23 protein-coding genes are annotated in these 24,655 nt (G+C 60.8%); 14 read left to right on the forward strand and 9 right to left on the reverse strand.

The genetic code is table 11. From position 1 onward, the window contains the following. Positions 1–444: 444 nt before the first annotated feature. The 4 genes from PMI11_RS36035 to PMI11_RS21825 form a co-directional block, all read right to left on the reverse strand. Positions 445–2,922 carry a VapE domain-containing protein gene (locus PMI11_RS36035; RefSeq protein WP_007821323.1) on the reverse strand — a complete coding sequence of 826 codons (2,478 nt, stop codon included), beginning with the start codon at positions 2,920–2,922 and terminating at the stop codon, positions 445–447. A gap of 40 nt (positions 2,923–2,962) precedes the next feature. Further along, a complete protein-coding gene (locus PMI11_RS36040) occupies positions 2,963–3,181 on the reverse strand; it encodes a helix-turn-helix transcriptional regulator (protein WP_007821332.1) in 219 nt (72 codons plus the stop codon). A 126-nt stretch (positions 3,182–3,307) separates the two neighbouring features. Further along, positions 3,308–3,811, reverse strand: a complete 504-nt coding sequence (locus PMI11_RS21820; RefSeq protein ID WP_007821333.1) for a hypothetical protein — start codon at positions 3,809–3,811, stop codon at positions 3,308–3,310. A gap of 78 nt (positions 3,812–3,889) precedes the next feature. After that, the gene (locus tag PMI11_RS21825; RefSeq protein WP_007821340.1) at positions 3,890–4,729 is read right to left on the reverse strand and encodes a hypothetical protein; all 840 of its coding nucleotides are present in this window, start codon (positions 4,727–4,729) and stop codon (positions 3,890–3,892) included. 385 nt (positions 4,730–5,114) lie between these two features. Between PMI11_RS21825 and PMI11_RS21830 the strand changes: the two genes are divergently transcribed. Further along, positions 5,115–6,599 (forward strand): MDR family MFS transporter, encoded by a 1,485-nt coding sequence (locus PMI11_RS21830; RefSeq protein ID WP_007821342.1) that lies wholly within the window; start codon positions 5,115–5,117, stop codon positions 6,597–6,599. Between the two features lie 222 nt (positions 6,600–6,821). Here the strand turns inward: PMI11_RS21830 and PMI11_RS21835 are convergent, their stop codons facing one another. Then, positions 6,822–7,721 (reverse strand): GntR family transcriptional regulator, encoded by a 900-nt coding sequence (locus PMI11_RS21835; RefSeq protein ID WP_007821350.1) that lies wholly within the window; start codon positions 7,719–7,721, stop codon positions 6,822–6,824. 286 nt (positions 7,722–8,007) lie between these two features. On the opposite strand from PMI11_RS21835, the gene PMI11_RS21845 reads away from it, so the two are divergent. The 7 genes from PMI11_RS21845 to PMI11_RS21875 all read left to right on the forward strand — a co-directional run bounded on the left by PMI11_RS21845 (position 8,008) and on the right by PMI11_RS21875 (position 16,071). Next, positions 8,008–9,510, forward strand: a complete 1,503-nt coding sequence (locus PMI11_RS21845) for a UxaA family hydrolase (RefSeq protein WP_037071863.1) — start codon at positions 8,008–8,010, stop codon at positions 9,508–9,510. Between the two features lie 39 nt (positions 9,511–9,549). After that, positions 9,550–10,569 carry an aldo/keto reductase gene (locus tag PMI11_RS21850; protein ID WP_007821352.1) on the forward strand — a complete coding sequence of 340 codons (1,020 nt, stop codon included), beginning with the start codon at positions 9,550–9,552 and terminating at the stop codon, positions 10,567–10,569. A gap of 9 nt (positions 10,570–10,578) precedes the next feature. Continuing rightward, positions 10,579–11,025, forward strand: coding sequence for an RbsD/FucU family protein (locus PMI11_RS21855; RefSeq protein WP_007821353.1), 447 nt, complete (start codon positions 10,579–10,581; stop codon positions 11,023–11,025). Positions 11,026–11,236: 211 nt separating this feature from the next. Next, positions 11,237–12,226 carry an ABC transporter substrate-binding protein gene (locus PMI11_RS21860; protein WP_007821354.1) on the forward strand — a complete coding sequence of 330 codons (990 nt, stop codon included), beginning with the start codon at positions 11,237–11,239 and terminating at the stop codon, positions 12,224–12,226. Positions 12,227–12,430: 204 nt separating this feature from the next. Continuing rightward, positions 12,431–13,984: a sugar ABC transporter ATP-binding protein gene (locus tag PMI11_RS21865; RefSeq protein WP_007821356.1), complete on the forward strand. Its 1,554-nt coding sequence runs from the start codon at positions 12,431–12,433 to the stop codon at positions 13,982–13,984. Between the two features lie 27 nt (positions 13,985–14,011). Beyond that, positions 14,012–14,986, forward strand: coding sequence for an ABC transporter permease (locus PMI11_RS21870; RefSeq protein WP_007821358.1), 975 nt, complete (start codon positions 14,012–14,014; stop codon positions 14,984–14,986). 65 nt (positions 14,987–15,051) lie between these two features. Further along, a complete protein-coding gene (locus tag PMI11_RS21875) occupies positions 15,052–16,071 on the forward strand; it encodes a zinc-binding alcohol dehydrogenase family protein (RefSeq protein WP_007821359.1) in 1,020 nt (339 codons plus the stop codon). On the opposite strand, the gene PMI11_RS21880 is transcribed toward PMI11_RS21875, so the two are convergent. The 3 genes from PMI11_RS21880 to PMI11_RS21890 all read right to left on the reverse strand — a co-directional run bounded on the left by PMI11_RS21880 (position 16,068) and on the right by PMI11_RS21890 (position 17,802). Beyond that, positions 16,068–16,790: a copper homeostasis protein CutC gene (locus tag PMI11_RS21880; RefSeq protein WP_007821360.1), complete on the reverse strand. Its 723-nt coding sequence runs from the start codon at positions 16,788–16,790 to the stop codon at positions 16,068–16,070. The genes PMI11_RS21875 and PMI11_RS21880 overlap by 4 nt on opposite strands. 105 nt (positions 16,791–16,895) lie before the next feature. Next, positions 16,896–17,291, reverse strand: coding sequence for a VOC family protein (locus PMI11_RS21885; RefSeq protein ID WP_007821361.1), 396 nt, complete (start codon positions 17,289–17,291; stop codon positions 16,896–16,898). Positions 17,292–17,373: 82 nt separating this feature from the next. Next, positions 17,374–17,802 carry a tautomerase family protein gene (locus PMI11_RS21890; protein ID WP_007821362.1) on the reverse strand — a complete coding sequence of 143 codons (429 nt, stop codon included), beginning with the start codon at positions 17,800–17,802 and terminating at the stop codon, positions 17,374–17,376. A 119-nt stretch (positions 17,803–17,921) separates the two neighbouring features. Between PMI11_RS21890 and PMI11_RS21895 the strand changes: the two genes are divergently transcribed. After that, the gene (locus PMI11_RS21895) at positions 17,922–18,521 is read left to right on the forward strand and encodes a TetR/AcrR family transcriptional regulator (RefSeq protein ID WP_007821363.1); all 600 of its coding nucleotides are present in this window, start codon (positions 17,922–17,924) and stop codon (positions 18,519–18,521) included. A 100-nt stretch (positions 18,522–18,621) separates the two neighbouring features. Here the strand turns inward: PMI11_RS21895 and PMI11_RS21900 are convergent, their stop codons facing one another. Beyond that, positions 18,622–19,836, reverse strand: a complete 1,215-nt coding sequence (locus tag PMI11_RS21900; protein WP_007821364.1) for a LysR family transcriptional regulator — start codon at positions 19,834–19,836, stop codon at positions 18,622–18,624. A gap of 447 nt (positions 19,837–20,283) precedes the next feature. On the opposite strand from PMI11_RS21900, the gene PMI11_RS21905 reads away from it, so the two are divergent. From PMI11_RS21905 to PMI11_RS21925, 5 genes are all read left to right on the forward strand, one after another. Then, positions 20,284–21,192, forward strand: a complete 909-nt coding sequence (locus PMI11_RS21905) for a glycine betaine ABC transporter substrate-binding protein OsmF (protein ID WP_007821366.1) — start codon at positions 20,284–20,286, stop codon at positions 21,190–21,192. 160 nt (positions 21,193–21,352) lie between these two features. After that, positions 21,353–22,519, forward strand: coding sequence for an ABC transporter permease (locus PMI11_RS21910; protein ID WP_007821368.1), 1,167 nt, complete (start codon positions 21,353–21,355; stop codon positions 22,517–22,519). Next, positions 22,516–23,460, forward strand: a complete 945-nt coding sequence (locus PMI11_RS21915; RefSeq protein WP_007821370.1) for an ABC transporter ATP-binding protein — start codon at positions 22,516–22,518, stop codon at positions 23,458–23,460. The genes PMI11_RS21910 and PMI11_RS21915 overlap by 4 nt, the downstream gene beginning before the upstream one ends. Beyond that, positions 23,457–24,206: an ABC transporter permease gene (locus tag PMI11_RS21920; protein ID WP_007821372.1), complete on the forward strand. Its 750-nt coding sequence runs from the start codon at positions 23,457–23,459 to the stop codon at positions 24,204–24,206. The genes PMI11_RS21915 and PMI11_RS21920 overlap by 4 nt, the downstream gene beginning before the upstream one ends. Before the next feature lie 47 nt (positions 24,207–24,253). Further along, the gene (locus PMI11_RS21925; protein ID WP_007821374.1) at positions 24,254–24,649 is read left to right on the forward strand and encodes a VOC family protein; all 396 of its coding nucleotides are present in this window, start codon (positions 24,254–24,256) and stop codon (positions 24,647–24,649) included. Positions 24,650–24,655 lie beyond the last annotated feature (6 nt).

Below are 24,655 nucleotides of genomic sequence, written 5' to 3' on the forward strand. Positions count from 1 at the left end.
TTAGTTGTCACAACTTTGAATTTTACGCGTTAACAAAACGCTTATTCCGCGTGCTAAATCCTGGATGCGACGTTGCGAGCACAGGATAAAGTTGACGCAGTCATCGATCCACGGAGGAGGTGGCGGAGGTTAGAACGCATTTTCCAAGAGTGGCCGGAAGCACCCTGTATTTCGCCCTCTATAAGCCGGCAAACCCGCTTCCGGCACCTTCCAGCAAACAACCTCCTCCACCTCCTCCAGCAGGTAATAACGATTTAGAATCAACAACTTGAACCGGAGGAAGTTACCTCCTCCATACGCCCTCCATCTCCATGAACCTCCTCCAAAACCTGCCTTCGCTGGAGGAGGTTCCAGGCCCGAAGGAGGTTGCCTGGCGGAGGTTCGCCATTCGTCGGCAAACAAAAAAACCCGGCTCGATGGCCGGGTTGTCAGGGCAAGTGCGCGTCAGAAAGTCGAGCCGTAACCATATGCCGGCTCATGCCTGTCAGGGCTCCATTCCCGAGCCTCGTCCGGATCGCCGCGAACATAGGCCGTCTTTTTCTCGCCGTCGCAGAAGCGGACGCCCTTATCTTTCTTCTCGAACCCGAGACCGACCATCGCCGCACGCATATGGGCGTGATGAGCCTTCGTCAGCTTATTGATGGTTTCCGGCCCATCGAAGCCGACCAGCTTCCAGACATCCGTGGCCTTGATCTTCAGCGGACCTTCCGGAATGCGCTCGCGAAGGATCTCCAGCCACGGCCCGAAATCCGACGATTCATGGGCAACACCAGCCGCTGCATTCCGCAATGCCTGACTATCCAGACACAGGTTCTCACCCGCCTCCCTCTCCGCAGCCTCCGCCCATAGCTGGTCTCGCGCCGCCGCAATGCCCGAGGGATCAGCCGCCGTCGCGCGGACGATCCAGAAGCGGCGGTTGCCGGTGGTGTCGGTCAGGTAGCGGCTTTCGTTGGTGGTGCCGAAGAGGATGAATTGCCGGGGGCGTTTGCTCGTAAAGCGGCCATAGGAGAGCCTGGCGCTATCTATCATCGTGGGGATGAAGGATTTGACGCGGTTGGTGTCGCGACGGCTGAGGCCGTCGAGTTCGGGCATTTCGAGGATCCAGTGGCCGGCGGTTTTTTCGATGGTCACTTTGGCGTCGGCGCCGATTTCGAGCTGGTCGGTGAACCAGTCGCGGTCATCGCAGAGCGCGAGGATCGCCGAGGATTTGCCGATGCCCTGGGGTCCCTCGACGACGAGCATGTAATCGAATTTGCAGCCCGGATGCCTGACGCGGCGAACGGCGGCGCAGAGGATCTTGCGGCCGAAGGCACGGTTGAGTGGCGTGTCTTCGGCGCCGAAATAATCGACGAGCCAGGTGTCGATGCGCGGCTTTCGATCCCATTGAAGACGGGCGAGATAGTCGTGCACCGGATGATAGGCGCGCCGCTCGCCGATCAGCATCAGCGCATCGAAAATGTTGTCCTTGGACGGCTCCCTGCCTTGGGCCGCGCAGGCGAGCTCGAAGCGAATTTCCGCCAGCCGCGCGTCGCTCATGCGAACGATGCTGCTGTTGCGATGGATCTCCAGTTCGCCCGAAAGCAGGTTGAGCTTGATGAACCATTGGCGATCGACCAACCATTGTTCGAGTTCGATATCGAAGCGCTCGATGCCCATCAGGCGACCGAAGCGCCCTGGCACAGCCCCGGCAGGCGTGATTGCTGGCGTCGGCTCATCGCCCTGGACTAACGCGCCCTCGACGACCTTGGCTGGGACCGGTGCGGGAAGCGCGCTTATGGAAGCCTGCACAGAAACTGCCCGCTTGAACGGCACGATGCGCCCCTCCTCCATTTCATCAGCGGGCTCCGGCCTCCAGTCGCGAAGCGTTGCGGCCATGAAGGCGTCGAGCTGGCTTTGCGTCCATCCGGCATCGACGGCATCGGCGCAGTCCCAGCCGCGGCAGGGGAAAAGGCCGACCCGCCAATCGTCGAAATTGTAGCGCTCGATATCCGAAGCGTCCCCCGCATCCGTGAAACCGACAAGGCGCACATGCGCGCCGAGCGCGGTCAGGCGGGCGGCGATCTCATCGGCGGCCGACAGGCCCGGGGTGTCGAAATCCGGCCAGATCAGCACGTCGCGGCCCGAGAGCGGCGACCAATCGGTGTGCCTGACACCCTGCGTCCCGCCCGCCCAGGAAAGGACGGTTCGGCCGCTTGCCCGGTGCAGCCAGTCGCGGCACTTCTCGCCCTCGACGATCATCACTTGGCCGTCGTTACCGATCGTTTCCAGCCCGTAGATCGGCCGTGGCTTGGGGAACGGGAAACGCGACCATGTCTCTCTGCCATCAGGCAGGCGAACGAACATGACCATCGGCGTTTCCTTAGCCCCGTCGGGGAGATCGTGGCGCAGGACATAGCCTGACAGCGAGCCATCGGCATGACGATAGGGAAAGACCATCGACGGCGTGAGGGCGCCCCATTCGGAGCGCTCACCCTTGCGCTTCGGATTGTAAAGCCTGAGGCGCACGCCTGCCTGGAGCAGACCGGCCGGCGGCGGAACGGGCACGATCCCCTCATAGATATCGGGCGCCCGGATAGGCCGGGCAGGAATATCAGGCCTGATCGTGTCGCGGCCGCCGAGAATGCGGATCGCTCCCTGAAGATCGACGCCCCTCACCTCCTGCACGAAATCAAGGACATCGCCTTTCCTGCCGCAGCCGAAGCAATGGAAACGCTCGACGCCATCCTGGCCGACGAAGATCGTAAATGACGGCGTGTCTTCGGCGTGGAAGGGGCAGCAGGTTGCGAATTCATGCCCGTTTCGGGTGAGCTTGCAGCCGTATTGCGCGGCTGTCGAAGACAGGGACACGTCACGGCGCAGGCTTTCGACATCACGAGAGACGCCCGTCCCCGACGACGGCGCGTATTGCGATATTCTATCCATCAGATATCCGCATGAAATATGGAAGCCGGCGGCTGGAGCTTTAGGAGGCTTTTTGCCGGGGTGCTGCACGCTTCAGGGACATTTCGTCCATCCAGGCGCCGACTTCGTCGGACCGCCAGAAATTGTTTTTCGAAACCTGTATGGGAGCGGGAAACTTGCCGTCCCGCACCCAGCGCCAGAGCGTCACGTTGGAAACCGGGGCGATCTTCTGAACGTCGCTGGTGCTTAAAAATGTGTAGGAGATTGCGCTGCCACTCATGCTCATTCCTCTATTTCTCAGACGAGAGGCAGAATGCGCGACGACGGTTGTTTATAATAAACGCGATGTATTTCAATGCGATGCATCCGGAAATCGGAAAGACTGCCTGGGTGGCGATCCCGGCAGTCACTGCCGCTGCAGATCAATCCGGCTCGTCACCACCGACCGGCCCGAGGCGAGGTCGCGATCGACAGTCTGCAGGCGAAGCCCGTTCTGCCCCACCTTTTCGATCATCATGATGGCGCTTCGGTCGCCATTGGTGATGCGAGCCCAGGTGACATTGAAGTTGAGGGCGTCGCCTTTCCTGCTGCCGACAAGCCTGGAAGGCTGGCCCGAGGGCCCCGTGTAGTTGCCGGTGTAGCGCTGACCGGCCGCCTTCACATTGGCCGAGAAGCTTCTTGCGAGGACGGCGAGGGCGCGACAGGTGCCGTTCATGGAAATTGCGGAAGCACTGGCGTTGGATTTCAGATTGCACGACACATTGACCTTCGTGCCGCCGATCTTGGTCAGGACCATTCCGCTTCCATCCCAGTCGCCCGCAAGCGAGTTCAGAAAGTCCGCGTCAGACGCATTCGCGTTGGCGGTCAAACATGAATACGAGAGCAATGTTGCGATCAGAAGAGGACGCATGAGAGCACCCAAGGTTTCCCCTGGGCTTACAACATCTGGCGTCAGAAATTGTTCCGCTGCGATCCGGACCTTGCGTTCTTACTCATGCCAGTGATCCGCCACCCAGGGTGTCGGCAGGATATAGTGGCGCAGGTAGCGGAAGGGCTGTTTGCCGTCGCGTTTGCTGACGTCGAAGACGCCCTTGATGTGATCGAGCCTGGTTTCGGCCCGGCCTTTCGGGCCGAATTTCCCTTCGATGGCGTTCTGCGGGTGGAAGCCGCGCGGGAAGAGGACGACGCGGGCGCTGGATGGCAGGTGCGGGGCAAGGAAGTAGTTCAGCGGAAAGGCCCAGTGGCAGTCCTGCCGGAAATGCAAAACCCAGCTGCGCGGGAAGAATTTTACGCCACCCGGCGCATTGCGGGTGACGAAGCGCTGTTCATACTGATACTCATCGGCCACTTTCTGCGGGTTGGCCCTGAACTTTTCCTGCAGCGGCAGGAGCTTGCCGACCGGAAAGCGAAAGAGCGAGCTCTGGCCGAGCCTTTCGAAAGGCGTTGTCTGGTTGCGGGCCATGACGACATCCTCAGGCCCACCAACTCTAAAAAAGTCATCAAGGGAGGCGACGACAACAAGGTCGAGGTCCAGATAGAGGACCGGCCCATCAAGGCCTCCGAGCTTCGGTCCCCAAAGCCTTGCCTTCGGCCAGATGCCCCTCGTATTGACGGGCATCTCGACATCCAGAGGCGGCAGGTCCTCGCACAGGATGCCGGGATGGAGATCGTCCCGGCAGTCGGTGAAACAGGTGAAGGTAAAGGGCGGCGTGATGTTGCGCGCTACCATCGCATAGAGCCGGTTGATGAAAGTCGGCCCGTATCTTGTACCCCAATTGATGCAAATTACCTGTTTAACGCCGCCGCTCGCAGCCAAAACATGCGTCATCTCAGCTCGCCATTTCCATGCCCGGATCCGGAACCCTTCGCATCCGCGATGGAGCGGTTCGCAGGCCTGCATCAGGTTTTCAAGTGGGAATAACCTGGCGGAAATGCAATCCTGACATCCGAGAGCCCTGGCCTGCCAGATCTCATTTTTCCGGCGGATACCCGCCGAAACTTCCTTCGCGGAATGCGTTGTATTTGAAATTTGCCAGGGCCGGAAGCGGTTTAAAGCGTCGACACCAAAGAAAGCATATCACTTGCGCTTTACCTGCTATCAGCAGGAGCATAAAAGACTGCCGACACCCCGCGTTGCACCTGCCCCACCAGCCGACACCCACCAGCCGACAGTGGTTTTCCCGTATCGCGGAGAAAGTCCCGAAAGGTTCATCATGTCCGCACCATCGAAGCAATCCAACCGCACGTTCGTCGTTGCCACGATCATGCTCGCGACCTTCATGGTGGCGATCGAGGCCACGATCGTGGCGACCGCCATGCCGCGGATCGTCGGCCAGCTCGGCGGCTTTTCCTACTACAGCTGGGTCTTTTCCGCCTTCCTGCTGGCGCAGTCGACGACCACGGTCATCTACGGCAAGCTTTCCGACATTTTTGGACGCAAGCCGGTGCTGATCGGCGGCATCCTGGTTTTCCTCGTCGGTTCGCTCTTCTGCGGGCTTGCCTGGTCGATGGCCTCGCTCGTCGCCTTCCGTCTGCTGCAGGGCCTGGGTGCGGGCGCGATCCAGCCGGTGACGATGACAATCATCGGCGACCTGTTCAAGCTGGAGGAACGCGGCAAGGTGCAGGGCGTGATGGCGACAGTCTGGGCGACCTCGGCGGTCGTCGGGCCGCTTGCCGGCGGCATCATCGTCGATACGATCTCCTGGGCCTGGATCTTCTGGATCAACCTGCCGATCGGCATCTTCTCGATCATCGCCTTCATGATGTTCCTGAAGGAAGACGTGGCGCACAGGCAAGCCAAGATCGATTATCTCGGCGCCGTCCTGTTTTCGATTTCCATCATCGCGCTTTTGACGATCCTGACGGAAACGAATGCGCCGGCCTGGGTTCTCCTATCGCTTGCCGCCGTCTTCGTCGTGACCGGCATCCTGTTCGTGCTGCAGGAGAAGCGGGCGCCGGAGCCGATCATTTCCATCGCGCTCTGGAGCCGGCGGCTGGTGGCCACCAGCAATGCCTGCATGCTGCTTGCCGGCATGGCGCTGATCGGCCTTTCGACGATCCTGCCAATGTATGTGCAGGGCGTGCTCGGCCGCTCGCCGATCGTCGCCGGTTTCACGCTGACCATGCTCGTGGTCGGCTGGCCGCTGTCGGTGATGCTCTCCAGCCGCTTCTTCAGGGCGTTCGGCATCCGCAATACGCTGCGGGTCGGCAGCTTCATGTTTCCCTTCGGGGCCTTCTTCCTTCTGTTCCTCACGCCGGAAAGCCATCCGGCCGTGGCCGGCGCCGGCTCCTTCTTCATGGGCTTCGGCATGGGGCTGATCAACCTCACCAGCATCGCGCTGGTGCAGGACAGCGTGGAATGGTCGATGCGCGGAAGCGCCACAGCCTCGATCATCTTTGCCCGCAGCCTCGGCAATACGCTGGGTGCCACCGTGCTCGGCGCGATCTTGAATGCCGGGATCAATCACTATGCGACGGGCGAAGCGGCAGACAGGCTGCACAATGTCCTGAACGAGCCGACCGGCCTTTCGGAACTCGCCGGCGATCCTGCAGTGCGCGGCATCTTCGATGCGGCGCTGCATTGGAGCTTCTGGGGTGTCGTCGTGGTGGCGGTGCTGACCTTTGCGACCACCTGGCTCATTCCGATCGGGCGTGGGGTGAAGACGAGGGGTGCTGCGAGAGAAGCGGCGTCGCATTAAGAGATAGGCTGATCGGTTGGGGTCGGTGGGTGTGGCCCCCTCATCCGCCCTTCGGGCACCTTCTCCCCGATGGGGCGAAGGGGTTTTGCCGCACCGTCCTGCCCAGACAGAAGCGTCTTGTTTCCTTTGAGCGTGCCGCGGGCTCCCCCTTCTACCCATCGGGGAGAAGGTGCCCGAAGGGCGGATGAGGGGGCCACACGGCACACCCTTCATGATGATAGCTCAGGCGCCTTCCGTGACGCTCTGCGGAATGGACTGCAGCAACGTCTGGCGGGCCGAGCGAAGGTGAACGCGACAGGCGGCCTCGATCCTTGCCTGATCGCGGGCTTCGAGCGCTGCGATATAATCGAGATGTTCATAGATCGCGCGCTCGTTGCGTTCGCGGGCGGCCGTTTTGTTCCACTGATAGTGATAGTGGAAGATGATGGCGATTGCGTCGTAGAAATCGGCAATGAAACGGTTCTTCGAGGCGCGGTGGATCAAGAGGTGAAAGCGCTCGTCGAGTGCCGAGAATTCCTTGAAGCGGTTATTGATGTCAGAGAGCACGGAGAGATGCTCTTCCTTGATAACAGCAAGATCGGACCAGGCGTGATGGTCGGCAGGCAGCTTGCCGAATTCGGCGGCCGAATGCAGCTCGAACATTTCGCGCACATCGGCCAGTTCCAGCGCGAATTCGCGGGTGAAGCCCTTGAGCGTCCAGTGGCTGTTCGGCCGTTTTTCGATCAGGCCGAAACGCGAGAAGCGGATCAGGAATTCGCGCACGCTCGTGGTGCCCGTGCCGATCTCGCGGGCAAGCTCCAGCTCGTTGATCTGCATGCCGGGGGCTGCTTCATCGGAGAGAATGCGCTGCATGAAGCTGCGTTCGATGATGTCATGCAGCGAATCCGTTTCCTCCGAGGGGAAGAAGTCGCGGTCAACAGGCTGGCGCAGCACGATCTTCTGGCGCTTGTTCCAGCGGATGATGCCCTCGTCGCTGAGACGCGTCAGGATGGCGCGCGCCGTGCTGCGGCTCACACCAAGCTGGGCGGCGATTTCCGGCTCCGAAGGCAGCGCCGTATCCGTGCGCAATGCTGCCGCATACCGGTTATAGGCTTCCTTGAAGACCGTATTCTGCCTTGCCATCAGACCTTGCTTTCCGCCCGAGTGATATGGGCTTTTCGCCCGAGCGACGCGGCCCAAGAGACCTGGGGATGATACCCGCCCACCAGGAACGGGCACAGCCGGACCAGGAGCCTCTTCAAGCGACCTTTATCTTAGTTTTGGATCGCCTGCGGCCGTTTGCCTCCCTCGTCCACAGGATCAATATTCCCGTTGACTTGAAAATGTTTATTGTAGATAAAAAACAAAATCAATGCGCATTCGTCGATGTAACGGGCGCAGAAGCGAACGTTTCGTCAGGGAGATGAAATTGGACAGACAGCCTTGGATCATCCTGTCGGCCGGAGACAATGTCGCGGTCGCGACGGCGCCGATTGCCGAAGGATCGCCCGTTGCCGGCGTTACGACGCGGCAGAAGATCGACCCCGGCCACAAGATTGCTCTTACCGACATTCCGCTTGGCACGCCGGTCGTGAAATACGGCCAGGCGATCGGCCGCACGACAGCGGATGTGAAAGCCGGCGATCACGTTCACAGCCACAATCTGCATTTCGAAAACGACCGCCTTGCTGCAACGGCCAACTCGGCTCCGGAAGAAGCAAGTGCCGAGGACAGGGCGCGTACCTTCATGGGTTACCGCCGCGCCGACGGACGGGCGGCGACGCGCAATTATATCGGCATCATCGCCAGCGTGAACTGTTCCACCACGGTCTGCCGGGCAATTGCCGACGAGGCCAACAGGACGATCCTGCCGCATTATGACGGCATCGACGGCTTCGTGCCGATCGTTCACGACCAGGGCTGCGGCATGAGCTCGACGGGTGACGGCATGAACGTGCTGCACCGGACGCTCGCCGGTTACACCCGCCATGTGAATTTCGGCGGTGTGCTGATGATCGGCCTCGGCTGCGAGGTCAACCAGCTGACGCTTTACGGCCAGAGCGGTGCCGGCGCCTCCAAGCGGCACTTCAACATTCAGGACGCCGGCGGTTCGCGCCGCGCGGTCGAGCGCGCCATGGGCGTGCTGCGCGAAATCGCCGCCGATGTCGGCCGTGAAAAGCGCGTTCCGATGTCGATCGGCGAGATCATCATCGGTCTGCAATGCGGCGGCTCCGACGGTTTTTCGGGCATTACCGCCAATCCGGCGCTCGGTGTTGCAGCCGACCTCTTGGCGGCAGCCGGCGGTACGGCAATCCTTTCGGAAACCTCCGAGATTTACGGCGCGGAGCATTTGCTGCGCAGCCGCGCCGTCAGCGACGATGTCGCCAAGAAGCTCGATGAGAAGATCGCCTGGTGGGAAGACTATGTCGCCCTGCACGGCGCCTCGCTCGACAACAACCCGTCTCCGGGCAACAAGCGCGGCGGGTTGACGACCATTCTCGAAAAGTCGCTCGGCGCCGTTGCCAAGGGCGGCCGCTCGCCGCTGACCGCCGTCTATGGTTATGCCGAGCGCGTCACCGCCCCCGGTCTCGTCTTCATGGATACGCCCGGCTACGACCCGGTTTCTGCGACCGGCCAGGTTGCCGGCGGCGCAAACATGATCGCCTTTACGACCGGCCGCGGCAGCTGCTTCGGCTGTCGCCCGGCGCCGTCGCTGAAGCTCGCCAGCAATTCGGCGCTCTTCACCTCGATGGAAGAGGACATGGACATCGATTGCGGCACGATCGTTACGGGTGACGCGACGATCAGCGGCAAGGGCCGCGAGATCTTCGACCTGATCGTCGACACGGCCTCCGGCAAGAAGACGAAAAGTGAAATTTTCGGTTACGGCGATAACGAATTTGTTCCGTGGCATCTCGGCGCCACGCTCTAAATATGACTTATTGATTTCAGGTCTTCACAAGGAGGAATGATGAAGACGAGGAGGATCGGCAAGACGGCGCTCGAGGTGACCGAAATCAGTTTCGGCGCCGCTGCACTCGGCGGCCTTTACCGCGCCTGCCCGCGTGAGCAGGCAATGGAAACGCTGGAAACGGCGTGGGACCACGGCATCCGCTATTACGACGTCGCTCCGTGGTATGGGCTCGGGCTCGCCGAACGGCGGGTCGGCGATTTCCTGCGCGACAAGCCGGAAAATGATTATGTGCTGTCCACCAAGGTCGGCCGCCTCTTGCGCCCGGTGCCGACGGGCACCGTTCCTGATTACAGCTATGTCGACCCGCTCTCCTTCGATGCCGATTACGACTATTCCTATGACGGCATCATGCGCTCGGTCGAATTCAGCTATGCGCGCCTCGGCCTGAACCGCATCGATATCCTGTTCGTGCACGATATCGGCGCCTATACGCATGGCGGGGCGAAGAACGCCGTGCATCTGAAGAATTTCCTCGACAGCGGCGTCAAGGCGCTGGAACAGCTGAAATCCTCGGGCGCGATCAAGGCGTTCGGCCTCGGCGTCAACGAAGTGCCCGTCTGCCTCGACGTGATGCGCAATGCCGATATCGACACGATCCTGATGGCCGGGCGCTATACGCTGCTCGACCGGTCGGCCGTTGCCGAACTCATTCCGCTTTGCCGGGAAAAGGGTACCTCGCTCGTCGTCGGCGGCGTCTTCAATTCCGGCATCCTTGCGACCGGCCCGGTGCCGGGCTCGCATTTCGACTATATGCCGGCAACGGACGAAGTGCTCGCCAAGGTGGGCGCGATGGAAGAGGTGGCCAAGCGCCACGGCCTGCCGCTTGCCGCCCCTGCGCTGCAGTTTCCGCTGCGCGACCCCGTCGTCTCCTCGGTGCTGATCGGCACGGCAAGGCCTTCTGGCCTTACGCGCAACATGGAAAATTTCGAGCCGCAGCTTCCCGCCGACATCTATCCCGAATTCGAGCCCTACACACTGGTTGCCGCGCCGCTCGGCGAAGAAGCCGTGCGGGTCTAAGGAGACACCATGCTTAAAGGTATTCATCCGCTTCTCGGGCCCGACCTGCTCTATGCGCTGAAGAGCATGGGACATGGCGACGATATCGTCATTGCCGACGCCAATTTCCCATCGAGCAGCATGGGTCCTGATGTCATCCGGGCCGATGGCGTCAGCGCGACTGCGATGGCCGAGGCGATCCTCACGCATATGCCGCTCGATACGTTCGTGCCGCAGTCGGCATGGCGGATGGAGGTCGTTGGCGACCCCAAGGCGGTGCCGGAGGTTTGCGCCGAATTCCAGGAGATCGTCACCCGGCGCGCCGGCGATTTTTCCATCGCCTCCGTCGAACGCTTCGCCTTCTATGAGATGGCGCGGAAGGCAGCCTATATCGTCGCGACCACCGAGTTCAGGCTTTACGGCAACCTGATTTTGAAGAAGGGTGTCGTACACCCGCACGAGGTGCAATTCGACTGAGGACCTTATTTTAGGTCCTTATGTATTTGAAATAAAAACAATTGCTTGGCAGACAATTTAGCGGGTAAAAAAGCGAAATCGGCACACTTGCAATTTGCTTTCGCCTCGGCTAGCTTCACATCGTAAATGTTTTTTATCGATAAAAATCGTCCGCCTGCGTTCAGCGGTCCGGTTTCATTGGAGGAGAACGCACCCTGAGAGGAGAACCCTTATGAGCATCGTGAAATCCATTCTGTCTCGCCGTGCCTTTACGGCACTTGCAGGCGCCGCTGTCATTGCGACGGCGATGCCGGTCACGTCCTTTGCGGCCGAGGTGACGATCCCGATCATCGTCAAGGACACGACGTCCTTCTACTGGCAGATCGTTCTGGCGGGCGCCCGCAAGGCCGGCAAGGATCTCGGCGTCAAAGTGCCGGAACTCGGCGCACAGGCCGAATCCGACATCAACGGCCAGATCAGCATTCTTGAGAACGCCGTCGCCGGCAAGCCCGCCGCCATCGTCATCTCGCCGACCGAGTTCAAGGCTCTCGGCAAGCCGATCGATGAAGCTGCCAAGTCTGTTCCGATCATCGGCATCGACTCTGGCGCCGACTCCAAGGCATTCAAGTCGTTCCTGACCACCGACAACACCCAGGGCGGCCGTATCGCTGCTGACGGTCTTGCCGCCGCCATCAAGGCCGCCACCGGCAAGGAAGAAGGCGAAGTCGTCATCCTGACCAACCTTCCCGGCGTCGGCTCGCTGGAACAGCGCCGCGAAGGCTTCCTGGATCAGGTGAAGACCAAGCATCCGGGCCTCAAGGTGATTGCCGACAAGTACGGCGACGGCCAGGCAACGACCGGCCTCAACATGATGACCGACCTGATCACGGCAAACCCGAAGCTCGTCGGCGTCTTCGCCTCGAACCTCATCATGGCGCAGGGTGTGGGCCAGGCAATCGCCGAAAACAAGCTCGGCGAGAAGATCAAGGTCATCGGCTTCGACAGCGACGACAAGACGGTCGGCTTCCTCAAGGATGGTGCGATCGCCGGCCTCGTCGTTCAGGACCCCTATCGCATGGGCTATGACGGCGTGAAGACCGCTCTTGCCGTCTCCAAGGGCGAGAAGGTCGAGCAGAACGTCGACACCGGTGCAAACCTCGTCACCAAGGCGAACATGGCCGAGCCGAAGATCGACGCGCTCCTGAACCCGAAGATCAAGTAAAACCACAGGCGGCCGCGCCGGCTACTGCATAATTCCTTAAATCGGAATCGATTTAAGGACAAAATTATGCAGCAATTCAAAGTGTTACAGCGTCCTTTGCGCGTCTTAAAAGACGCGCGGCGCTGTAATAACCGGCGCGGCCTTTCTCATCCATGGTATGGTTCACCAGGGATGGAGCAGACGTGACAAGAGGAGGAGAGGTCCATGGTCGGACTGGAAGAGGTCAGTCATCGCCACGATGACAGCGCGACGCTGAAAGAAGCCAATCGAATTCCCGCCGGATCGCCCATCCTCGAACTGAAAGGCCTGCAGAAGAATTACGGTCACGTGCAGGCGCTGAAGCCTGCGACGCTGACCTTCCTTGCCGGTGAAATCCACGCCATCGTCGGCGAAAACGGCGCCGGCAAATCCACGCTCATCAAGTTGCTCACCGGCGTCATCACCCGCACGGCCGGCGAGGTACTGTGGTGCGGCCATCCGGTGGGGCTATCGACGCCGAACGAGGCGATCGCCCGCGGCATCAACGCCGTCCACCAGGAAGTCGTGCTCTGCCGGCACCTGACGGTTGCCGCCAATCTCTTCCTCGGCGACGAGGTCAACCGCTACGGGCTGATGCGCAGGAAGCAGATGGAGAAGATGGCGCAGTCCGTCCTCGACGATCTCGGCTTCGGCCTGCCGGCCGGTGCGCTTCTGAGCTCGCTGACGATCGGCCAGCAGCAGCTCGTCGCCACCGCGCGTGCGGCCATGCGCGGCACGCAGTTCCTCATTTTCGACGAGCCGACCGCCTATCTCACCCGCCAGGAATCCGCACAGCTCTTCAAGCTGATCCGCCGCCTGCAGGGCGAAGGGGTCACCATCGTCTATATCAGCCACCGCATGGAAGAAGTCTTCGAGCTAGCCGACCGCGTCTCGGTGCTGCGCGACGGCACGCATGTCGGCACGCGCCTGATCGGGGAGACCAATGAGGCCGAGCTGATCGCGCTGATGATCAACCGCTCGATCGAGCAGATCTACCATAAGGAAGACATTCCGATCGGCCAGACGATCCTCGACGTCAGGGGTCTTAGCGGCCCGGGCTTCGAAGACGTGTCGCTGAGCGTCAAGGCAGGACAGATCGTCGGGCTCTATGGCCTGATCGGCGCCGGGCGCAGCGAATTCGCGCTTGGGCTCTATGGGCGCCAGCCGACAAGTGCGGGCGAAATCCACTGGATGGGCAAGCGCGTCGATATCAGGAACGAACGCACCGCGATGGAGCTCGGCATTGCGCTGGCGCCCGAAAGCCGGCGCGACCAGGGGCTCTGCCTCAACCTGCCGATCGGCCTCAATATCAACCTGCCGGTGTTCGGACGCCTCAGCAACGGCCCGGTTATCAATCACGCACGAGAATCGACGAATGCCGACAAGCAGATTCGCGATCTCAGCATCAAGACGCCGAGCCGGCGCGTTCCGGCGTCCAGCATGTCCGGCGGCAACCAGCAGAAGATCGTCATCGGCAAGTGGCTGAGCCACGGAGCCCGGCTTTTCATTTTCGACGAGCCGACCGTCGGCGTCGACGTCGGCACCAAGGCGGAAATCTACCGGCTCTTCGCCAAGCTGCTGAAGGAAGGGGCAGGCATTATCCTGATCTCCTCCTACCTGCCCGAGGTCTACGAACTGGCCGACCGGCTGCACGTCTTCCGCAGCGGCAAGCTCGTTGCAAGCCATGATTTCCACGCGGCGACGCATGAAGAAGTGCTCAGCGAAGCGATCGGCGTCTGAGCCAGAAGAATAAGAGGGAGAAAATTCATGACTGTCACCCCCACCGAAATCGTCGCGCCGCCGCCGCGCCGGAAGATGAACATTCTGTTCGGCCTGACGCTGATCGGGTTGCTGATCTTCCTCTGGGTCGTGCTCGGCTTCGTCACCGAGAGCTTCTGGACGCCGCTCAACATTTCCAACCTGCTGCGCCAGGGCGCGATGACGGCGATCCTGGCACTCGGCCAGACCTTCGTCATCATCACCGCCGGCATCGACCTTTCGGTCGGCGCAATCGTCGGCTTCTGCACTGTCATCATCGCCTGGCTCCTGCAGGCGGGCGTACCGCTCTGGGCGGCGATCTTGCTGACGCTCGCCATCGGTGTCGCGATCGGCTCCTTCCATGGCTTCGGCATCGTGCATATGGGCCTGCCGCCCTTCATCATCACACTGGCGACGCTGACATCGCTGCGCGGCATCGGCCTGCTGATCACCAACGGCTCGACGATCAGCATCACCGACGAGGGTTTCAGCAACTTCGCCCGCGCCGATTTCCTTGGCGTTCCAAGCCTGTTCTGGATGGTCATCCTGGTTGCGATCCCCTCCTTCGTCTTCCTGCATCTGAGCCGCTGGGGGCGCTATCTCTTCGCCGTCGGTTCGAATGCCGAAGCGGCGCGCCTTTCCGGCGTCAACGTCAAGGGGATGATCTACCTGGCCTATATACTTTCGGCTTCGTTTGCGGCTTTCGTCGGTGTGCTGCTCGCTTCGCGTATCGCCATCGGTAACGCGACGCAGGCAGACGGCTGGGAACTGCAGGCGATCGCCTCCTCGGTCATCGGCGGCACCTCTCTTTTCGGAGCCGTCGGCTCCGTGCATGGTCCGCTGATCGGCGCCTTCATTCTGGCGACCATCAACAACGGCGCAAACCTCCTGAACGTCAACTCATTCTGGCAGCGCATCATCACCGGCCTGCTGATCATCGTCATCGTCTACTTCGACCAGCTTCGCCGGCGCCGGACGAACTGAGCGGGATGCAAAACGAAGCCGGCCCAAAGGCCGGCTTTCTTCATTTCAGCCATGCGAGAACCATCATGAAAGCTGTCCTTTGCCGCGAACCCGGCGTCCTCGATCTCGTCGAGCGCCCTTCCCCCGAAAAACCTGTTCCCGGCTGGGTGCGGCTTGCGGTCAGCCATGTCGGCATCTGCGGCACGGATTATCATATCTTCGAAGGCAAGCACCCATTTCTCGAATATCCGCGCGTCATGGGACACGAGATCTCAGCGACGGTGCTGGAGACCGGCGACGGAGTGGCGATGGCGGTCGGCACGCCCGTCATCGTCAATCCTTACCTCTCCTGCGGAACCTGTGTCGCCTGCCGGCAGGGCAAGCCCAATTGCTGCACCAATATCAAGGTTCTCGGCGTGCATACGGATGGTGCTTTCTGCGAGGAAATCGTAGTGCCTGCTGGCAATCTCTATGCCGCCAAGGGCCTCAGCCTCGAGGCGGCCGCAACCACCGAATTCCTGGCAATCGGAGCACATGCCGTGCGCCGCTCCATGGCATCAGCCGGTTGCCGCTCGCTCGTTATCGGCGCAGGTCCGATCGGCCTAGGTGCTGCGATCTTCTCACGCATTGCCGGTCATGATGTGACACTGCTGGATACGAGCGCTGACCGGTTGCAGATGGCGTCGGAGCGCTTCGGCTTTGCGTCGGGGATCGTCGCCAATGATGGCACAGCGGATGCCGTGAAGGCGAAGACTGACGGCGACGGTTTCGATGTCGTCTTCGATGCGACGGGTTATGGACCTTCGATGGAGAAAGCCTTCAGCTTTGTGGCCCATGGCGGCGCGCTGGTGCTCGTCAGCGTCGTGAAAGACGATATCCGCTTCTCCGATCCGGAATTCCACAAGCGGGAAATGATGGTCATCGGCAGCCGCAACGCGACGCGCGTCGATTTCGAACACGTCGCGGATTCGATCGCCAAGGGTCTCGTTCCGGTCGACAAGCTGATCACGCACCGCACGACGCTTGCCGATGCGCCGCGCGATCTCGCCCGCTGGGCGCATGAGAAGAGCGGCCTCATCAAGGCCGTCATCAAGGTCGCTGATTAAAGCGTATCGATCGCCGCGCGCATCTGCCTGACGACCGCGACATCGGTGCGGTTCGAGGTCGGCACATCGAAGCCGAAGGAGACGGCGCGCGGATCGGCGCTGGCAACGGCGGAGCTGCAGGAGCCGTGGATCTCGTGCGCACCCGTTGCTCGCAGGATCTCGACGGCGTTTGTGGGGCGCACGCCGCTGCCCGGCATGATGGAAATGCGGCCGGCTGCCTTGGCGGAGATGCGCTTCAGCGTTTCGAGCCCATCCACCGCCTTCGGTACGCAGCCCGACGTGAGAATGCGCTCGCAGCCGAGCTCGACCGCCTGTTCCAGTGCTGCATCCGGATCGGGCACCAGATCGAAAGCGCGATGCAGCGTCGAACCGAGGCCGGCAGCATGCGCCTTCAGGCGATGAATGAGCGGCATGTCGAGCGTGCCGTCCAGTCGGTTGGCGCCGATGACGACGCCGGCGAGGCCTGCGGCCCTGACAGCATCGATATCGGCCAGCATCGCCTTTTCATCCGTCGTATCGAAGATGAAGGGGCCGGCATGCGGGCGGATCATTGCATAGACGGGGATCGGCGCTTGCGCCGCGATCCGCATCAGGCTCGGCAATGGCGTCAGCCCGCCAAGCTCCAGCGCCGAGCAGAGCTCGATGCGGCCGGCGCCGCCTTCGATTGCCGCCTCGAGGCCCTGAGCGCTATCGACGCATACTTCCAGCAAAACTGTCATCAAATCCCTCTTCTTCCGCCAAATGCCGCCAATTGCCGGCTACGGCGCGATATTCTGCGTGGCAGCTATTACGTTTCGATCACTGTATGTCTATCGCAGGGCAGTCTACGATAGACAGTCCAACATCCACTGGACACCGAATCGATCGGTGAGTTTGCCGTAATAACTCCCCCACGGCTGCACCGCGAGATGTGTAGTAATCTTGCCGCCATCTGCAAGTGTCGCGAATAATTCATCTGTAGTGGCGCGATCGTCCATGATGAGCATGTGGGCGGAGCCTCGCATCGGCTCGGCATCGTGATTGTCCGAGGCAAAGAAAAGAAGACCCGGTCCCTCGAAGCGGGAATGCATGACTTTTCCGCGCATGCCTTCGCTGGCGAGCGGCACTCCGTGGTCGCCATGACGCATGAGTGCGGAGACCCGACCAAGGCCACATTTGGTGTAGAAGTCGAGCGCTGCTTCACACTGGTCGGTAAAAAAGAGGTAGTTGGCAAGCTGCATGGCGTGACCTCCCAATAATCTTCCAGACCGCGAAATCTTCGCGTCTCGCAGTCTGGCCTTGAGGAACTAGTGATGCGAAACGCTACGGGGCGACATCGGTGCCCACTATGGCCTCGATCAAGCTGGCATTGTCGTAGCTGCGGCCACCGATGCCCCAAGCTCCCTCAGGAGCGTAGACGACATTTGACCAGATATGTTCACGCTTCAGCCGTCCCTCGGCTGCCTTTTCAACGATATCCGTTGCCTTTTTAATGAAAGCGCTTTTCGCCTCGGGCGTCGTCAGCGCGATCTCGGGAAGCTTGAGTTCGACAAAAGCTGCCGCCGCCATCTTGCCACCGGCAAGTACGTGCTCCTTCGGCAACACGTTGATCGAGCCGACGATGTTGGCCGCCATAAAGGCATTTCCAGTCAGTTCCGAGACTTCGAGAAGCGCGTCTGTCAGTCCGGAAAAGACCTCAGCCTGCGCTTGTGACGATAGCAGTCCTTCGGGCACGGTGAGCGTAATGGGCATAGGGTTCTCCTCATTTGAACGAGAACGGCATTTCATATATACCGAACACTCTCTATCCATAAACATGGATCGCTCTCTATGCAAGCCATAAAGAGTGATCACTCTCAATAAGGATGACTATGCGCTACAGTCCAGAGCATAAAGAGGAGACCAAATCCAAGATCGTGGCAGCAGCGGGTCGAGTTTTCCGAAAGGAGGGCTACGGTGGCGGCGGCATCGAAGCATTGACCAAGGCTGCTGGCGTGACCAACGGCGCCTTCTATGGGCACTTTAAGTCCAAGAGCCAAGCCTTCCGCACCGCCGTGCTGTCAGGCTTGGAAGAGTTGCGGCAAGGGATTGCAGCGCTCAAAGGCAGCGACCAGGCAAACTGGCTGACGACCTTCGTGGAATTCTATCTCGGTTACAAACGGACCTGCGATCTCGGCGAAAGTTGCGCCTTGCCGAGCCTTTCCACTGACGTGATGCGCGCCGATGACGATACCCGCGCTGCTTATACGGCGGAGTTGATGCGCCTAATCGACGAGGTCGCCGCAGGTTTGCCGGAGAACGATGCTTCAGGCACTCCCATCGGTTCGCAAGAAGATCGGGCGATCGTGCTGCTCGCCATGTTGAGCGGCGGCGTTACGGTTGCCCGAGCCGTATCGGACCCGGAGTTGTCGGACCGCATCGCCCACCTCGTAGCGCAGGCAGCGTTACGCCTGGCCGGCCAGAAGGTATAGGAGAGCGTGCATTCGAGTTCCGCCGATCACTGAAGTTGTACGGTGCCAATGGCGTACATGTCGTACTCATCTTCGCAGGCTGCGGCCTGCCACAGCTTGTTTATGCGAAGGCGGCATTTTGCGCGACGGGTGCCGGGACAATTTTTGCCGCGGTCGCAATCAGCAGGTCGCAAGCGTCAGCGGCGGCTCTCCGATGATTGAAGGCCACGTGGTAGGACATCAGCATCGGCTCGGCGAGTTCGACGATACGCACCCGGTCTGCGATCGGCATGGCGCTGACGCGGCCGAGAAAGGAGACGTAGCCGTGATTGGCGACGAGATCGACGATGACGGGCAGTGAATCCGCCGCGGTAATATCGCGATCCCTCAAACGACGATGCAGGGTGCGGTCGTAGCCGAAGGTCATGGCGGCGTGGCCGATGCCAGTGCGTGGGCTCGGCGTGCAGATCGGATGGCTGGCCACAAGTTCCTTGGCGGTTGCTTCCATACTGTCGAGCGGGGCGATCGCCACCATATCGGTGCGCAGCAATTCGCGATGACGGAAGCTTTCCAGGCCGAAGACGGAATCGAGAATCGCAACATCGATGCGCCCGGATTTCAGCGCCTCACGCAGATCGTCGGCAGTCATCGAGACCAGCGATAAAGCATTCTTGTTGCGGCCGGCATTCCACTCGGCAACGAGGCTACCCAGGCAGCGCGCAACCCAGCTTTCCGAGCCTGTGGGGATAATGGCGCCGATGCGGAGCGACCGGGCGGTGCGCTGATAGCGTTCGTCCGCAGCGGATTTCAACTCGTTCCAGGCGAGGCTGATGGTTGAAAAGACGGTATAGGCAAAGCGGCCCTCCTCCGTCAGCGCCGAGCCTTGTGCCTGACGCTCGAAGAGCCGGTCTCCAAAGAATTTCTCAAGATTGGCAATCTGCAATGAAAGCTGCGGCTGACCAAGACGAAGGCGGCGTGCTGCCCTGTTGATGCTGCCTTGATCGGCAACCTCCAGATAACGCTCCATGGTGACGAGCTTGACGGGGATGCGGGCGGCCCATTGTCCGTAAGCTTCCGGTTCACGATAGCCAAGCTTGTCGCCAAGCTGCGCTGTAGCAGCAAGGATCGGCGCCAATCCCTCCAGAACTCTGCCTCCGGCAAGCAGAATGACCAGTTCGCCCGAGGAACGTTCGGCGAGCTTCAGGGCGAGTTCCGTCTCCAGACTATCGATCGCTGCCGACGCGGTCGAGACGGAGATGTTGAAGCGACGCGCCGTTTCGCGCATGGAGCCGGAAGAGAGAACATGGCTTGCGATGAAGAGGGCGCCGAGATGCAAGGCTTTCTCCGGAAACTACTGAAAAGGCGGAGGATATGACGTGTTCGTGAAAAAAGATATCCCTGCCCATAGAGGTGCAGGCTATCGTTCACTCCATAAGAAATCCGGGCGGCGACAGAACCGATCAAAAGCACCGGAACACCGTGGAAACACGCAAGGGGACAAAAACAAATCGCGCCGACCTTGGAAAAGGGAATGCAATTCCGCGCAACGGTTTGCATTCGCCGCCATAATCGCGTCGCGAGAGCGAATACTGGAGGGGGCTGCTTCGATTTTCGGGCATCGATTTTTCGGTCATCGATTTTTCGGGCGGGCACACTATTTCCATGACGCACGTATTTCCGGCATGATGGCCTGATGGCTGACCATGCCGGCGGGTTTTATGCGCGCAGGCTTCGCGTCCGGGGCTTTCGCGACGTTTAACGGTGTTCAACCAAGGGGATAATCATGCTGAAGAAATTCGCACTTGCCGTTTCGCTTGCCGCCTTTGCGGCCGGCGCGGCCCACGCCGCAGACGTCGTCGTTTCATCGAAGATCGACACGGAAGGCACGCTGCTCGGCAACGTCATCGCGCTGGCGCTCAATGCCAATGGCATCAAGACGCAGGACCGCATCGCACTTGGTGCTACGCCTGTCGTGCGCAAGGCGATCACCGCAGGCGAAATCGATATCTACCCGGAATATACCGGCAATGCCGGCTTCTTCTTCAACAAGGCCGATGACGCCGCCTGGAAGAACCTCGACCAGGGTTACCAGCTGGCAAAGAAGCTGGACTATGACGCCAACAAGATCGTCTGGCTGACACCCTCGCCCGCCAACAATACCTGGGCGCTCGCCGTGCGCAATGACGTTGCCGGCCCGAACAAGCTCAAGACCTTGTCCGACTTCGGCAAGTGGGTTTCGGGCGGCGGCGCCGCCAAGCTCGCGGCTTCGGCCGAATTCGTAAACTCCGCCGGCGCCCTGCCTGCCTTCCAGACGACCTATGGCTTCACGCTGAAGCCGGATCAGGAAGTCGTGCTTTCGGGCGGTGACACCGCTGCAACGATCAAGGCTGCGGCCGACCAGACCAACGGCGTCAATACCGCCATGGTCTATGGTACTGACGGCGCAATTCAGGCGGCCGAGCTGACGGTTCTCGAAGACGACAAGAGCGTGCAGCAGGTCTATGCACCGACCCCGATCATCCGCGAAGCCGTGCTGCAGGCAAACCCGAAGATCCAGGAAATCCTTACCCCGATCTTCCAGAGCCTGACGGCAGACGAGCTGCGCAAGCTCAACGCCAAGATCCAGGTCGATGGTGAGCCGGCGAAGTCCGTTGCCGAAGCCTATCTGAAGGAAAAAGGGTTCCTGAAGTAATTGCCTACTGCCTAATTCCTTAAATCGGAATCGATTTAAGGATAAAATTATGCAGCAGTTTCAAGTGCTATAGCGTCCTTTGCGCGTCTGAAAAGACGCGCGGCGCTGTAGTGCCCCGCCCGGCATTCGGGCGGGGCACTCTCCGGACAGGGTTGGATCGATGGAAGAAACCTTAGCGGTCCGCAAGCTGGACCGGCTCGGCGTGGTACTGGTGGCAGGCGGCATTGTGGCGACGGCTCTTCTGCCTTTCATCTATGTGAAGGCAAACCGTATCGCTGCCGGCAAGCCGATGCTGCTGACACAGCTTCTTCCCCAGCCTTCCGTCGTCATCCTGATGGTCCTCCTTGTTGCCACTGCCCTGGCGACGCTTTTCCTGCGCAACGCTTTCATTCGCCTGGGACTTGGCACGCTCTGCCTTGCCGCACTGATTGCTGCAATCGGCCTTGCGGCGACGGCCGCGACACCATCAGGCAGCACCGTGGCGCGCATGACGCCCGGCGGCAGCTTCTGGGTGCTCCTCGGCGTCATCGGCCTCATCATCTCCGACGCGCTGGTGAAGATAAAGCTGACGCCGTGGATGCGTGTTGCGTCCCTTGTCGCTTACACAGCCTTGCTCGCCATCTGCCTCTCGTCCGGCCTGCTCGACAGCCTGTCGATCCTCCGGGAATTTTCGACACGGGCCGACCAGTTCTGGACCGAAGCCGTCTCTCACCTGCTCCTGGCGCTCGGTTCGCTCGCAATCGCCATCATTCTCGGGCTGCCACTCGGCATCCTCTGTTTCTGGGTGCCGAAACTGCGGGCGATCGTGCTGCGGACACTGAGCCTCATCCAGACCATTCCGAGCCTGGCACTCTTCGGCCTCCTGATGCTGCCGCTCGGCTATCTCGCCGCAAACGTACCGCTTGCGGCCGATATCGGCATTCGCGGCATCGGCACCGCGCCGGCGCTGATTGCGCTCGTGCTCTACTCACTGCTGCCGATCGTCGCCAATACGGTCGTCGGCCTCGAAGGCGTCGATCCCTCAGTGCGTGATGCTGCAGCCGGCATGGGACTGACACGCCGGCAGATCTTGACCGGCATAGACCTGCCGCTCGCCTTTCCCGTCATCCTCACGGGCATCCGCATCGTGCTGGTGCAGGCGATCGGCATGGTAACGATCGCCGCGCTGATCGGCGGTGGCGGCTTCGGCATCTTCATCTTCCAGGGGCTTGGCCAGACGGCCATGGACCTCGTTCTTCTCGGCGCCGTGCCGACCGTTTTCTTCGCCTTCTCCTCGGCCGTCATCCTTGATGCGGTCATCGAAAGCATCCAGGGGCCAGCCGCATGAGCAAGATCGAGATCAGGAACGTCACGAAGCGCTACGGCTCTGCAACCGTCGTCGACAATGTCTCGATGAGCGTCGAAAAAGGCTCGATCACTGTCATCGTCGGCACGTCGGGCTCCGGCAAGTCGACGCTGATGCGGATGATCAACCGGCTGGTGCCGATCACCGAGGGACAGATCTTCGTCGGCGGGCAAAACATCATGGACCTGCCGGCGACCGAGCTTCGCCGCAAGATCGGCTATGCCATCCAGGGACACGGCCTGTTTCCGCACCGGACGGTGGCGCAGAATATTGCAACCGTGCCGGAGCTTCTCGGCTGGGATACGGCCCGCATCGGCAGCCGGGTGACGGAACTGCTCGGCCTCTTCAATCTCGACCCGGCGATCTTTGCCGAGAAATATCCGCATCAGCTGTCCGGTGGCCAGCAGCAGCGCGTCGGCGTCGCCCGGGCGCTGGCAGCCGAGCCTGAGCTGCTATTGATGGACGAGCCCTTCGGCGCGCTCGACCCCGTTATTCGCGGCAAGGCGCAGGACGATCTGCTGGCGATCCAGAAGCAGTTCGGCACCACGGTCGTGCTCGTCACGCATGACATGGACGAGGCCTTTCATCTCGGCAACCAGATCGCCGTCATGAGCGGCGGCAAGCTTCTGCAATGCTCGACGCCGGAGAAGATCCTGACAGAACCGGCCGATCCCTTCGTGCAGCAATTGACCGGCACATCCGACCGGGCGCTGAAGCTGATGTCGCTGACACCACTGAAGGACAGCATGCAGCCGGCCAAGCCGGGCCTGCCTTATTCGCTGGCGCAGTCGCTCAGTCTTCGCGATGCTCTCGCCGAAATGATCTGGCAGGGTGTCGACGAGGCGGCCGTGCAGGATGCGAACAAGGCGCCCGTTGGTTCGATCTCCATGGGTCGGCTGCTCGAACTGGGCCGCAAGGCATGAAATTCATCCTCGCCAACCTGTTTCGCGCGCTGGCGCTGGTGATGCTGCTCATCCTGATCTTCAGGACAGAGTGGCTCTCCTTCATGCTGGTGCCGCTGACCAACAACAATGCACCGCCGGTCTATATGCAGAACAGCCTCGCCTCGCTGGCGCTCGGGCACCTGGAGCTGGTTTTCATTTCGATTATCGGCAGCGCGGTGCTTGCCGTGCTCGGCGGCATTTTCGTCACCCGCCCGAGCGGAGCAGATTTCCTGCCGCTGTCGCGCGCCATTGCCAATGCCGGCCAGACCTTTCCGCCCGTGGCGGTGCTGGCGCTTGCCGTTCCCGCCACCGGTTTTGGTGCTGCGCCGACGCTGATCGCGCTCTTCCTCTACGGGTTGCTGCCGATCTTCGAAAATACGGTCGCCGGCCTCAAGCAGGTGTCGCCACAGGTGCTGGATGCCGCAGATGGCATGGGCATGAACGGGACGCAGCGTCTCTTCAAGGTTGAGCTACCGCTGGCATTGCCGCTGATCCTCGAAGGGTTGAAGGTCGCAACCGTCATCAATATCGGCACGGCGACGATCGGCTCGACGGTTGCGGCAAAAGGTCTCGGCGAGGTCATCATTGCCGGCCTGATCTCCGACAATACCGCCTTCATTCTGCAGGGTGGGTTGATCGTCGGCCTGATGGCTGTGCTGATCTATGATGTCGTCGGCATGCTCGAAGGCGTCATCACGCGCAGAATGGGCTTGCGTCCGGCTTGAGAGGACGGCTACCAAGGCAGCGGTAATGTCAGCGATGGGAGACCGCCTTGGCCAAGATGATCCATTCGATGATCCGCGTTCTGGACGAGGCGCGCTCGGTCGATTTCTACAGCAAAGTCTTCGGGCTCGCGGTTGCCGACCGTGTCGATTTCGAGACCTTCACGCTGATCTATATGAGCAATGAAGAGACCGGCTTCGAGCTGGAGCTGACGATCAACAAGGGTCGCACGGCGCCCTATAATCTCGGCGATGCCTATGGCCATCTCGCTGTTTCCGTTCAGGAAGTGCAGGTCGAGCACAAGCGGCTGACGGATCTCGGCCTCAACCCCGGCAAGCTCGTGGAACTCAACCGCGACGGCAAGCTGTTCGGGCTGTTCTTCTTCATCACCGATCCTGACGGCTACAAGATCGAGGTGCTGCAGCGCCACGGCCGTTTTCAATGAACATAA

The organism is Rhizobium sp. CF142, assembly GCF_000281145.1.
In the GTDB taxonomy this organism is placed as follows: Bacteria; Pseudomonadota; Alphaproteobacteria; order Rhizobiales; family Rhizobiaceae; genus Rhizobium.